The organism is Lysinibacillus sp. NPDC047702 (genome assembly GCF_050272555.1).
Taxonomy (GTDB): Bacteria; Bacillota; Bacilli; order Bacillales_A; family Planococcaceae; genus Lysinibacillus.
On sequence record NZ_JBNNMG010000016.1, the window covers coordinates 34,793 to 47,296 of the forward strand.

Consider the following 12,504-nt stretch of genomic DNA (forward strand, 5'->3'; position numbering starts at 1 on the left):
GCTCCATAGCTTTTGTTAGTAAATCCAAAGGGTTCACTTCAAGCTATGGAGCGTTTTTATTGTGGCTTCAGCTTAGATTTATAGAAGAAGCAACTACATAATACAAGTGCAGCAATTACTACAAACAATGCGTTGATATAATGCGTTAACAGCCATCCACCGATAATTGGTCCAAGAAAGCCTCCTAAATTTTTGAATTGTGCAGCTCCTAAATAAGTTGCCTTTTGTGTATCAGGTGCAATCTCATCAATCATGACATTCATCGTTGGGAAGGCAAAAATTTCACCAATCGTAAAGATAATCATCGCAATAATATAAAGCGAATAGTTATTGGAGAAGCCGAACAATAATAGTCCGAATGTAAAGAACAGAACGCCTACTAAAAGAGTAGCAGTGGATGAAAAACGTTCTGATACAATACTAATTGGTAATTGGAGTAATAAAACAACCGCTGCATTTAGCGAGATAAGTAGCGAATAGAGTTTGGCACCGTCTTCAATTTTAAGCTCAATAACTTGTGGCAATGTTGAATCGAATTGAGAATAGCCAATATTGATTAAAATGGCTCCAAAAATAAAGCTTAGTAGAACACGATTTGTTAATAATAATGAAAAGGTTTGTAGTATTTTTGTTTGTGTTGTAGCTTTTGGCTGTTGCATTTCGTAACGATTCAGCACGAAAAATAAAAATACAGCATAAACAATATACATAATTCCTGTTAGCATAAATGGAATACTTGGACTAGACAATTGAGCAATATAAACACCAATGATCGGACCAATAACCGCTGCTATGTTAATAGCCGTATAGCGAAGAGAAAATAATCTTTTTCGTTTGTCAGCAGGTGTAAAATCAATCATTAATGCTTGTGTCGAAGGTTCAAAGAAAGAACGGCAAAGTCCATTCAAAGCATTGAATAATACAAAATACCAAACTGCATGAGCCGTTGCAAAGCCAAAGAATACAAGACTCCAAATAATAATCGTCAGCAGAATAACACTTTTTCTACCAAAACGATCTGTTAGGTAACCACCAAAAAATCCGCCAATAGTAGAAATGAGTGGAGCAATACCAATTGTCAACCCGATTTGTAAAGGGGAGGCTTCAATTTCATTATGTAAATAGATTGCTAAAAAGGGCATTGCCATAAAGCTTGCAATACGTGTGAAAATCGTTCCGCCAAGAATAATCCAAACTAATGGATGAAACATCTTAGACAATTTCATATTAAATCCTCCTCTCAACATGTAGAATGTTTCGAGTTTAACGGATTGTTAAGCAACTGTAAATAGTCAAAATAATGAAGGTGAGGATTGATGGTAAGAAACGTAAGTGAAATGGGAATGCTTTTGTTTTCAGATAGTTGAGTGGAATGAGGCTTTAATTGAACATTCCTTTCTCATAATTGAGCAAAAAGAGGAGTTTTCAATTGTCTAAAAAATGACTAACAAAAAAGAATGACCCCGACGAAAGGCCATTCTTTTTCCATACTCAATGCTTTACGTACTCAACGTAAAACTAAGACGTCATTTTAACTTTTTTCTTCGTCGTTGTCCATTTGCCTCGACTTGGACTCATTACCAAATCGTTAAAGGCTAACACGTTCAAATCTCTTTGAACGGTGCGAGGAGTGATACTAAACTCTTCGACTAAATCCTGTGTAGACACGGTTCCTTTGTCTAAAATAAACATGTACACGTCTTTAATACGATTAAGCATTCGATCAGTAGTTGGTTTCATTAAATGAACCACTCCTTCATCTTAATTCTCTTGGCAAAGACTAGCGGACGACAATATGTGCGGAGTGCACTTAGGCTGATAAGTAGCTGCCTTAGACATCCCCTTTTCTATTTTTATATTCAGAACAATTATTCTGATAACTTTATTATATAGAAAAATTAGTTGATTTTCTAGTGAATGCAAGAGAAATTTACAATAAAAACAAAAAATTTATACTGTATTTTGTGGGAATGCGTGAAAAACATGCTATATGTGGTAGTCTTAGTAGTTGATACTGAAAATAGTTGTCAGAAAGATGATTGTTCTATATGTTGTAAGGTGTAGAATAATGTTTAACTTGATTCAGCAAATCTTTACTGTGCGAAAGTATAATGACAGCAGCAGATCTTTACTGTACGAAAGCGTAGCGACAGTAGCAGATCTTTACTGTACGAAAGCATAGCACAGGTACAGAATACTCCCACCTCTAAAGGCGGCGAGATAAATGCTGTTTTATTACGCTGGGGCGTAATTGATAATTTGGAGGAGGTATATCATATGGATTGGTTACAAGTTGCAAAAGAAAGGCAAGATGAATTAATACAAGAGTTACAGGAGCTTGTGCAAATTAATAGTGTTTTGGATGAGGAAACGATCACTTCTGAAGTTCCTTTTGGTGATGGTCCACTTAAAGCACTGGAATGGTTGCTAGCTAAAGGTCAGGCTGAAGGGCTATTAACGAAAAATGTCGATAATTATGCTGGACACATTGAAATGGGTACTGGTGAAGATGTATTAGGTATTTTATGTCATGTTGATGTTGTCCCTATTGGGGATGAAGCTGATTGGACATACCCGCCATTTAGTGGCACCATTGCAGATGGAAAATTATATGCTCGTGGTGCGATTGATGATAAAGGTCCAACAGTAGCTGCGTGGATGGCCATAAAACTTGTTAAGGATGCAGGTATTCAGCTTAATAAAAGAGTGCGTATGATTATTGGTACGGATGAAGAAACAGGCTTCCGCTGTGTCGACCACTACTTTAAACGGGAGGAAATGCCGTCAATAGGTTTTGCACCAGATGCGGATTTCCCGCTCATTAATGCTGAAAAGGGCATTGCAGAGCTTGTGTTCTCTCAAAATAAAATAGGTGATGCAACGAAAGAACAGCTACTACTATTTAATGCTGGAAAGCGCCCAAATATGGTACCTGATTTTGCAGAAGCGAAGGTTCAGTTTGTTTCTCAACGGTTCGAACTGAATTTTCAAACATTTTTAAGCAAAAATCAGCTAGAAGGCACTTTATTAATAGAGGGTTCTCGCTATATAATAACTATCAAAGGTAAAGCAGCCCATGCAATGGAGCCAGAAAAAGGTGTCAATGCAGCTGTTTATCTTGCAGCATTTTTACAACAAGAATTGACGACAGAGGCAAGTAAGCAATTTGTCGACTTTATCGCAGATGTTTTTTACCAAGACCATTATGGTCATCAATTAAATTTACAATTTGAGGATGAAATGTCTGGGAAAACAACATTAAATCCAGGTATTGTAAGCTATGATGTGGCTAAAGGCGGCAGTTTGGTAATCAGTATGCGTTATGCTGTCACATATCCATTTGAAAAGAAAATTACGGCTGCACAACGCTTCACTGTGACGAAAGGTTTTTCATTGGATATTCGGGATGACTCGAAACCTCATTATGTAAGTGAAAATGATCCATTCATTCAAACACTAACGGAAATCTATAGACGTCAGACAGGTGATTATGAAACACCACTGCTTTCTACAGGTGGCGGTACGTATGCACGTGTGATGAAAAAGGGTGTAGCATTCGGTATGTTATTCCCAGGTGAACCTGATGTAGCGCATCGTGCGGATGAGTTTGTTGTCGTTGAAAACCTAGTCAGAGCAGCAGCTATATATGCTGAAGCAATTGTTGAACTTGCAGGAAGAAAATAACTCAAATATGAAAAGGATGAGCGAAACATGGCATATTCATTATGGAATGATCAAATCGTTGAAGAAGGATCTATTACAGTATCACCAGAAGATAGAGGTTACCAATTTGGTGACGGAATTTATGAAGTAATCAAAGTTTATAACGGAAACATGTTCACAGCACAGGAACATATAGATCGTTTCTACGCAAGTGCCGATAAAATTCGTCTAGTCATTCCTTATACAAAAGATGTATTACACAAATTATTACATGAACTTATTGAAAAAAATAATTTAGACACAGGTCATGTTTACTTCCAAATCACACGTGGTGCAATTTCTCGTAATCATATCTTCCCAGATGCAAGTGTTCCAGCAGTATTAACTGGTAATGTAAAAGCTGGCGAGCGCGCCTATGAAAATTTTGAAAAAGGCGTAAAGGCAACTTTTGTTGAGGATATTCGTTGGTTACGTTGTGATATCAAATCATTAAATTTACTTGGTGCAGTATTAGCAAAACAAGAAGCATCAGAAAAAGGCTGCTATGAAGCTATTTTACATCGTGGAGACATCGTAACTGAATGTTCTTCAGCGAATGTTTATGGTATTAAAGATGGTAAGCTATATACACACCCAGCAAATAATTTCATTTTAAACGGTATTACACGCCAAGTGATTTTAAAATGTGCTGAGGAAATTAATCTAACAGTGATTGAAGAGCCGATGACGAAAGCAGATTTATTAACAATGGATGAAATCATTGTATCATCAGTATCTTCTGAAGTTACTCCTGTTATTGATGTGGATGGCAAGCAAATTGGTGCTGGAGTTCCGGGTGAATGGACTCGTAAATTACAGCAAGCTTTTGAGGCTAAATTACCACTTTCAATTAATGCTAAGTAAATATTTCGAGAGAACTACCCTGATTTTGGTTTATACCAAGCTATTAGGGTAGTTCTTTTATCTTGATTCAGCAGATGTCATAGATTTTGAGGAAGAACTATTCGAGCGAGCTCAAAAAAATCCAGACGCAATTACACTGTGGCGTAATTTATTTTTCGTAAAAGGTATAGGTGTGGGAAAAGTGATCGTTTGCTGATTGAAGTTTTACATTATAGAGCAAATTATGGATGTTTTCTCCTGTACCGTCATGTAAAATAAATAAGATAGATTAAAACTATAGAGATTTATATTTGGAAAGCAAATGTCGATGTAATAAAAGCGAAGCGATTAACTTCCTTCATTCAAAAAGGAATGATTACATAGAGGGCAAGTAAGAATGGAGTGACCGTAAAATGGCACAATTAGTGAAATTACAAGATTATATTTCACGTTATCAAATTGACTTAGCAAGATATCCCACACAATTTGTGCGTTTAAAGAAAAATCAGTGGGAGCGTGTCAAAAGACAGTGGGAGCTTGGAGAAGATATTACTGAATGGCAGCATACTGATTCTGTTGCTGAACAAGAACCCTTTGAGGAAAAAGAACGCTTTTCTTTATTAAAAAAATTATTTGCTGGACGTCACAAGGAAGAAAAAGAAGATATTGAACAACTCGAAATTTCAAATGAATTAGTCAGTGATGAGGACAGTATTCCAGAAGAAGAAACAACATTAACATTTGAACCGAAAATTGTCTATGCACCACAGTCTATCCATGAACTAAAACGAATGTTTATCGATCAATTTTTCCATTTTCAGATGAAATGGGCGAGTTCAACATTACGTGAAAAATCATATGTCGATCCTCGTTTTATGCGTGATTCCTTACTACGTAATTTGTTGCAGCAATTACCTGATAATTATTTACTTTTTTATTACCCGATTTTACAAATAAGAAAAGCACCCATAGAACTTGATGTTGTCCTAATGTCACCAACAGAATGTATTTGTATTACTGTATTAGAAGCGGAGAATCAGGCAGTTTACGTGGGAGGCAGTGATCGATTCTGGATTAAAAAGGTAGGAACAAAGGATTCTAAGGTCCTGAATCCAACGATTAATTTAAGTCGTATGGAATCTGTATTAACGCAATTATTTAAGCAGGACAATATTGACATGCCAATTCGTAAAGTTGTTTTAACACGTAATGGTTATTTTGACTATCCGGGATCACCATATGGTATACAATTTATTGATTATCGTAATTATGGAGGATGGATGGAGTATTTAAAAAAGGTATCCTCTCCAATGAAGCATATGCAAATTCGTGCTGCCCAAACGATTTTAAATAATGTACAAACGACATCCTTTAATCGGGATATTTGGCAGCAATCTTCTCAACAAACTGAGGATTAATGCATGCAAGTATTATTTATTGTGAATGAGGCAGCAGGTAATGGAAAAGGTAAGAAGGTTTGGCGTCAGCTTCAACGTCATTTAACAATCGGCTATCAAGTTGTCTTCACAGAATATGAAGGACATGGACAAAAACTTGCAAAGCAATGGGCTCAAAATGCGCAAACAAAAAAACTATTGGTTATTGTTGGCGGTGATGGCACGATACATGAGGTTGTTAGTGGTGTTGTACATAATGAATATATAATTATTGGTGTTGTGCGTGCTGGCTCTGGGAATGATTTTGCTCGATATTTCACAACATTTCAAAATGCTCTACAAATTGAAACTTATATACAGGCAAATATGTCTAGCCTTTCGATGGATGCTGGTACCATTCAGCTTGGAGCACTTCAGCGTGAGATATTTGTTAATAATGCGGGTGTAGGCTTTGATGCTTTTGTTACAAAGCACATTAATAAATCTCGTTTGAAGTTTTATCTCAATAAAATAGGGCTTGGAAAGTTATCCTATGCTGCAGCTGTAGTTAGAGGATTATTTAGCTTTGAACGCTTTGATGTAACTATTCGTACAAACAATCAACAATGGCAGTTCCAGCGGACATGGTTTGTCGCGATGAGTAATCATCCTTATTTCGGAGGAGGCATGAAAATCTCTCCTTGCTCCAAACCTAATGATGGGAAAATAGAACTAACAATCGTTCATGGTATTTCACGTCTTAAGTTATTACTTGTATTTATTACTGTATTTTTTGGTAAGCATACTAAATTCAAAGAAATCACATTTTTACAAGGCAATGCATTTGAAATATTGCTGCAATCACAGCATGTTGATTGTCATACAGATGGTAACTATATTGGGGAAATTGATCATGGAACAAACATCTATTGTGCTGTTCAACGTGAAGCTTGGCATGTTGTAGCAGAAAAAGCTAATAATATCATTTCGCAATAATTTCATGCGAATTTTATAGTAATACGTTATACTATAAAAAATCAATAATTTTACATGAAAGAAATGAGGAAGAAAATTGAGATTAAGAAATAAGCCTTGGGCGGAGGAAATGATTACAAGTCATCCAGAGGTGATTGTTCCAAATCCTGAAGACTTTAAAGGAAATTGGCAGACTGTTTTCGGCAACGACAACCCGCTGCATATTGAGGTAGGTACTGGAAAAGGACAATTTGTTACTGGTATGGCCTTACAAAATCCTGATATTAATTATATTGGCATTGAGCTTTATGACAGTGTCATTGTATGTGCTTTGGAAAAAATTATAGAGGCTAAATCTCCAGCGAATTTACGATTATTAAAAGTAAATGGCGCAGATTTATATAAATATTTCGTAAAAAATGATGTAGATCGTGTGTATCTGAATTTCTCAGATCCTTGGCCGAAAACGCGTCATGCAAAGCGACGTTTAACGCATGGGGATTTTTTGAAATTATATGAGTCGATTTTAGTGGATAATGGGGAGATCCATTTTAAAACGGACAACCGTGGTTTGTTTGAGTATTCATTAACTAGTATTTCTGAATATGGTATGTTGCTAAAGTATGTATCACTCGACCTACATGCGGATATGCCTGAGGATAATGTTATGACTGAGTATGAGCAGAAATTTTCTGCTAAAGGACAGCCAATTTATCGTCTAGAATCGCAATTCATTACTAAATAGGGGGAGTATGGATGGATCAGTTACAGTTTCACAATATGTCATTATCATGGCTAAATGGGGGTGTCACTTGCCTTGATGGCGGTGCTATGTTTGGAGTCGTGCCAAAACCACTTTGGTCACGCAAATATCCAGTAAATGAAAAAAATCAAGTTGAGTTACCAACTGAGCCAATTTTAATTCAATTTGAAGGTAAAAATTATCTTGTTGATACAGGTGTTGGCTTTAACAAATTAAATGAAAAGCAGCTTCGTAATTTTGGTGTTACTGAAGAATCAACATTATTGGATAGCTTACAGGAGCTAGGATTAACAACGGCAGATATTGATGCAATATTAATGACGCATTTGCATTTCGATCACGCTGGCGGTTTAACGCGATGGGAAGATGATGTACTTGTACCAACTTTCCCGAATGCCAAAATTTTCGTGACGAAAATTGAATGGGATGAGATGCGAGAACCAAATATGCGCTCAAAAAATACGTATTGGAAAGAAAACTGGGAGCCTGTTCAGCATTTAGTTGAAACGTATGAAGGTACGCTTGAGGTAGTGCCTGGTATAGAAATGATTCATACTGGCGGTCATAGTGATGGACATGCTGTTATTAAATTAACTCAAAATGGTGAAGTGCTGCTGCATATGGCAGATATCATGCCAACACATGCACATCAAAATCCATTATGGGTTTTAGCGTATGATGATTATCCAATGGCAAGTGTCTTTGCAAAGGAACGTATTATGAAAGAAGCACTAGCAAATGGTTATGGTTTTATTTTCTATCATGATGCATATTATCGTATGATTAAGTGGGATGAAACAGGTAAGGAAATAGTTGATAAACTTGAGCGTAGCAGACAAGCTGTCATTACATTTTAATAAGTAAAGAGCGTGCAAACTTAACCGTTTGCACGCTTTTTAATTTATCTTGATTTAACAGAATACTCTTACCTCTATTTCAGTGGGATAAAACACCTGCTGAAATAAAGGAACTGAGGCTAAAATCTTCACGCCTGGGTGACCAACATCGTGTTGCTGCCGCTGCGTTAGCACTACGCTTTCGCACAAAAAACATCTGTTGGCCTAAAGTCTCTAGAGGATGTCACAAATTTTGTAAAGGAGCCTTTCAAGCGAGCTCGATAAAATCCAGATGTAATTACGCTGGGGTCTAATTAATTGGAATGAATAGTTTTTCTCCTTGCGTCCTGTTTAAATAGATTTCTACAAAGCGAATAATGGTAGGATTTATTATGTCGAAGTATTGGTGATTAATTGTCTATACCTTGCTTTTTTGACCTTTTTCCGTGAACATTTTGGAAAATATGATACACTTAAAAACGATACTAAAACATAAAAGAGAGTTGAAATTACATGGCAATTGAGCAACCATTTTTACCGATATTATTAGGGTCAGATATGAATGCATACGGTATGGCACGAGCATTTTATGAGGCATATGGCATAAAGCCACTTGTATTAGGACGTTCACATTTAACAGCTACACAAGATAGTCATATTTTAGATTTTCAGGAGATAGACCGCTTAAATGAACAGGATGTATTTGCACCCGCCCTTGAACAGGTAGCAAAAAAATATGCTAATAAAAAGCTACTACTATTAGCCTGTGGTGATGATTACGCAAAGCTTATTATTAAAAATAAGCCAGCACTGCAGGAGCATTTTACAGTGCCTTATATTGATGAATCGCTGATGGATGAAATTTTGTTAAAAGAAAATTTCTACAAAATGTGTGATAAGTACAATTTTAAGTACCCAGGTACTACGACAGTTACAGCTGATAATTATGAAAATTTTACACCACCATTCGATTATCCGATTATTCTAAAGGCTTCGAATTCGGTTGAATATTGGGCATGTAAATTCCCTGGTAAGAAAAAAGTTTTTGTTGCATATGATGAAGATGAAAAAACAGCTATTTTAAAAGCAATCTATAGCTCAAGCTATCAGGATACAATGATCATTCAGGAATTTATTCCAGGTGATGATTCGTATATGCGTGTATTAAATGCCTATGTTGGCAAAGACGGCAAAGTTAAGCTAATGTGTTTAGGTAATCCAATTTTAGAAGAGCACTCGCCAGAGGGAATTGGCAGTTACGCAGCCATCGTTACCACATATGATAAAGAGTTACTGGATCAGGTACGTTCCTTCTTAGAGGATATCGGTTATACAGGCTTTGCTAACTTTGATATGAAATACGATGTTCGTGACAAACAGTATAAGCTTTTTGAAATTAACTTACGTAATGGACGCTCAAGTTATTATGTAACAGCAAGTGGTCATAATTTAATGAAGTATGTAGCTGACGATCATATGTTAAATATTGAGCAGGATTTAACATATGTACAGGACAAGCATTTATGGATGATTATTCCTAAAGGGGTATTATTCAAGTATGCATCCAATGAAAAGCTTAAGCTAGAAGCGAAAAAATTAATTCGTGAAGGAAAATATACAAATTCTCTCTATTTTAATGAGGATTTGAATGCCAAGCGTTGGGTCAAGCTAACGTTAAATAATTTGAATTATTATCGAAAGTATAAAAAATACTTTAATAATAAAGGACTATCCGAGTAAAACAAAGAAGCCATCTCATTCAACTGAGATGGCTTCTTTGTGTAAAAGAGATGGCTATACTTCTATTAGGTCTACCACTACACCAGAACGGGCATCCGCGGCAAATTCAAATGTTTGCATTTCTCCCGCATGCATACGAGAGATTCCTCCACGATATACTGGTATTGTCATAATGCCATTTGTGAAATCGTCTGTTTTCATATAAATCCAAGACCCATCGATGGGTGCATCTTTTTTAAATTCCTTTTTTATGTTTTCAAGTACTTGTCCTGCGGGTACATATGGAGAAACTTTTTCACTTGCTTCTTTAATAATGACTGCGGCAGCTAGACCAGTTGCGACACCAATTAAAAAATCACGTAATTTCATGCTTCTTTCCTCCTTTTTCTATATCTTCATTTTAGCATAGGACAGGGAGTGAATGCACGTTCACACTTTAGCGGTTTTAGTAAATGTATCAATATTTCGAAATCGGAAATAAATATGATACAATAGGCAAGGAAGAATATTCTACTTCGTGGGGAGAGAGTCATCATGAATGAGGAAACAAAGAATTTATTTAAAACATTAACAGAATTGCCAGGTGCTCCTGGGAACGAGCATGCTGTTCGTGCGTTCATGCGTACTGAGTTAGAAAAATACTCGGATGAAATCGTTCAGGACAATTTAGGGGGTATATTTGGTGTAAAGCATAGCGAAATTGCTGATGCACCAAAAGTATTGGTTGCTGGTCATATGGATGAAGTAGCATTTATGGTTACGTCGATTACAGATAATGGCATGATTCGCTTTCAAACGCTAGGCGGATGGTGGAATCAGGTAATGCTGGCACAACGCGTTGAAGTGTTTACGAAAAATGGAGCAATACCTGGTGTAATTTCATCGATTCCACCACATCTATTAACAGATGCTGAGCGTTCAAAGCCAATGGAAATTAAAAACATGCTAATAGATGTTGGTGCTGATAATAAAGAAGATGCGATTGCTCTAGGTGTTCGACCAGGACAATCAATTATTCCTATTTGTCCATTTACACCAATGGCTAATCCAAAAAAAATTATGGCAAAGGCATGGGATAATCGCTATGGATGTGGATTGGCAATCGAGTTAATGAAGGAAGTTCAACATGAAAAACTTGGAGTCCATTTATATTCTGGGGCGAACGTAATGGAAGAAGTTGGCTTACGCGGTGCTCAAGTATCTGCAAACATGATTAAACCTGATTTATTCTTTGCCTTAGATGCTTCTCCAGCGAATGATATGTCAGGAGAAAAAAATCAATTTGGTCAATTAGGTAAAGGGACTTTATTACGTATTCTTGACCGTACAATGGTTACTCATCGAGGAATGCGTGAATTCATCTTAGATACAGCTGAATCTAATCATATACCGTATCAGTATTTTGTGTCACAAGGAGGCACAGATGCAGGTCGTGTGCACACAGCAAATGACGGAGTGCCAAGTGCAGTTATTGGTATTTGCTCACGTTATATTCACACTTCTGCTTCTATTATTCATATTGATGACTATGCTGCTGCAAAGGCTCTAATTGTAGAATTAGTGAAAAAAGCAGATCGTTCGACATTAGAGACGATCCGCGCTAATGTATAATATAGGATGAAAAGATGCCTTAAAGGGCATCTTTTTCTATGTAAAGAAAGAGGTATTTAGACATGTATATCGCTATTGGTACAACAAACAAAGCAAAGATAGAAGCCGTTGAAATAATTGTTAGAAAACATTTAGATAATCCAACGTTTACTTATATTAAGGCTGCATCACAAGTGTCTAATCAACCTATGACTCATGAAGAAACAAGATTAGGTGCAATCAATCGAGCTAAAAATGCAATGATTGAAACTAGTGCTCAATTATCATTTGGCTTAGAAGGCGGCGTAACAGAGATTGATGGTTTAATGTATGTTTGTAATTGGGGGGCCCTTGTTGTAGCAAATGGCACAACCTATACGGCTGCTGGTGCACAAATACTATTACCAGAATCGATTGCCCAGGAAATAAGAGCAGGTAGAGAATTAGGTCCTGTGATGGAGCAATTTACTCAGCAAAGAGATATTCGTCAGGGTGTAGGCGCGGTGGGTATTTTTACACAAGGGTTAGTAAGCCGCCAGGTGATGTTTGAACATATTGTCTCTCTTTTGATTGGTCAATATTTGTTCACATTAGCACATAAATAGTTCGAGAGAATTAGTGATAATGGAATAGTGAAGTTGCAACTTTGCAAGAATTTTTTTAAAATAGAGAAAAAGTT

General features: G+C 36.5%; 12 protein-coding genes. 9 read left to right on the forward strand and 3 right to left on the reverse strand.

What is annotated here, in order from left to right; translation table 11 throughout:
* Nucleotides 1-56 precede the first annotated feature (56 nt).
* Both ACQKIM_RS10340 and ACQKIM_RS10345 read right to left on the reverse strand, forming a co-directional pair.
* Nucleotides 57-1,226 (reverse strand): MDR family MFS transporter, encoded by a 1,170-nt coding sequence (locus ACQKIM_RS10340; RefSeq protein WP_427542977.1) that lies wholly within the window; start codon nt 1,224-1,226, stop codon nt 57-59.
* Nucleotides 1,227-1,518: 292 nt separating this feature from the next.
* Nucleotides 1,519-1,740, reverse strand: coding sequence for a DeoR family transcriptional regulator (locus tag ACQKIM_RS10345; protein ID WP_036118795.1), 222 nt, complete (start codon nt 1,738-1,740; stop codon nt 1,519-1,521).
* A 537-nt stretch (nt 1,741-2,277) separates the two neighbouring features.
* Between ACQKIM_RS10345 and pepV the strand changes: the two genes are divergently transcribed.
* From pepV to ACQKIM_RS10380, 7 genes are all read left to right on the forward strand, one after another.
* Nucleotides 2,278-3,684: a dipeptidase PepV gene (gene pepV / locus ACQKIM_RS10350; RefSeq protein WP_427542980.1), complete on the forward strand. Its 1,407-nt coding sequence runs from the start codon at nt 2,278-2,280 to the stop codon at nt 3,682-3,684.
* A gap of 27 nt (nt 3,685-3,711) precedes the next feature.
* Nucleotides 3,712-4,566, forward strand: coding sequence for a D-amino-acid transaminase (dat, locus tag ACQKIM_RS10355; protein WP_427542983.1), 855 nt, complete (start codon nt 3,712-3,714; stop codon nt 4,564-4,566).
* Between the two features lie 392 nt (nt 4,567-4,958).
* A complete protein-coding gene (locus ACQKIM_RS10360) occupies nt 4,959-5,963 on the forward strand; it encodes a nuclease-related domain-containing protein (RefSeq protein ID WP_427542986.1) in 1,005 nt (334 codons plus the stop codon).
* A 3-nt stretch (nt 5,964-5,966) separates the two neighbouring features.
* Nucleotides 5,967-6,917 (forward strand): diacylglycerol/lipid kinase family protein, encoded by a 951-nt coding sequence (locus ACQKIM_RS10365; RefSeq protein WP_427542989.1) that lies wholly within the window; start codon nt 5,967-5,969, stop codon nt 6,915-6,917.
* A 76-nt stretch (nt 6,918-6,993) separates the two neighbouring features.
* Complete coding sequence (gene trmB / locus ACQKIM_RS10370; RefSeq protein ID WP_427542992.1) at nt 6,994-7,641, forward strand: tRNA (guanosine(46)-N7)-methyltransferase TrmB; 648 nt, start codon at nt 6,994-6,996, stop codon at nt 7,639-7,641.
* Between the two features lie 11 nt (nt 7,642-7,652).
* Entirely contained in the window at nt 7,653-8,516 is an 864-nt protein-coding gene (locus ACQKIM_RS10375; RefSeq protein ID WP_427542995.1) for a YtnP family quorum-quenching lactonase, read from the forward strand.
* A gap of 492 nt (nt 8,517-9,008) precedes the next feature.
* Nucleotides 9,009-10,235: an ATP-grasp domain-containing protein gene (locus ACQKIM_RS10380; RefSeq protein WP_427542998.1), complete on the forward strand. Its 1,227-nt coding sequence runs from the start codon at nt 9,009-9,011 to the stop codon at nt 10,233-10,235.
* A 54-nt stretch (nt 10,236-10,289) separates the two neighbouring features.
* On the opposite strand, the gene ACQKIM_RS10385 is transcribed toward ACQKIM_RS10380, so the two are convergent.
* Nucleotides 10,290-10,604 carry a hypothetical protein gene (locus ACQKIM_RS10385; RefSeq protein WP_427543000.1) on the reverse strand — a complete coding sequence of 105 codons (315 nt, stop codon included), beginning with the start codon at nt 10,602-10,604 and terminating at the stop codon, nt 10,290-10,292.
* Between the two features lie 165 nt (nt 10,605-10,769).
* Between ACQKIM_RS10385 and ACQKIM_RS10390 the strand changes: the two genes are divergently transcribed.
* Entirely contained in the window at nt 10,770-11,846 is a 1,077-nt protein-coding gene (locus ACQKIM_RS10390; protein WP_427543003.1) for a M42 family metallopeptidase, read from the forward strand.
* A gap of 62 nt (nt 11,847-11,908) precedes the next feature.
* On the forward strand, nt 11,909-12,430 hold the full coding sequence (locus ACQKIM_RS10395; protein WP_427543006.1) for a DUF84 family protein: 522 nt from the start codon (nt 11,909-11,911) through the stop codon (nt 12,428-12,430).
* Nucleotides 12,431-12,504: the final 74 nt, after the last annotated feature.

What these genes read in the sequence shown, in the direction of transcription:
- ACQKIM_RS10390 (WP_427543003.1), top strand. Translation starts at nt 10,770, where the DNA reads ATGAATGAGGAAACAAAGAATTTATTTAAAACATTAACAGAATTGCCA.
- ACQKIM_RS10395 (WP_427543006.1), top strand. Translation starts at nt 11,909, where the DNA reads ATGTATATCGCTATTGGTACAACAAACAAAGCAAAGATAGAAGCCGTT.
- ACQKIM_RS10385 (WP_427543000.1), bottom strand. Translation starts at nt 10,604, where the DNA reads ATGAAATTACGTGATTTTTTAATTGGTGTCGCAACTGGTCTAGCTGCC.
- ACQKIM_RS10375 (WP_427542995.1), top strand. Translation starts at nt 7,653, where the DNA reads ATGGATCAGTTACAGTTTCACAATATGTCATTATCATGGCTAAATGGG.
- ACQKIM_RS10340 (WP_427542977.1), bottom strand. Translation starts at nt 1,226, where the DNA reads ATGAAATTGTCTAAGATGTTTCATCCATTAGTTTGGATTATTCTTGGC.
- ACQKIM_RS10380 (WP_427542998.1), top strand. Translation starts at nt 9,009, where the DNA reads ATGGCAATTGAGCAACCATTTTTACCGATATTATTAGGGTCAGATATG.
- dat (WP_427542983.1), top strand. Translation starts at nt 3,712, where the DNA reads ATGGCATATTCATTATGGAATGATCAAATCGTTGAAGAAGGATCTATT.
- pepV (WP_427542980.1), top strand. Translation starts at nt 2,278, where the DNA reads ATGGATTGGTTACAAGTTGCAAAAGAAAGGCAAGATGAATTAATACAA.
- ACQKIM_RS10365 (WP_427542989.1), top strand. Translation starts at nt 5,967, where the DNA reads ATGCAAGTATTATTTATTGTGAATGAGGCAGCAGGTAATGGAAAAGGT.
- ACQKIM_RS10360 (WP_427542986.1), top strand. Translation starts at nt 4,959, where the DNA reads ATGGCACAATTAGTGAAATTACAAGATTATATTTCACGTTATCAAATT.
- ACQKIM_RS10345 (WP_036118795.1), bottom strand. Translation starts at nt 1,740, where the DNA reads ATGAAACCAACTACTGATCGAATGCTTAATCGTATTAAAGACGTGTAC.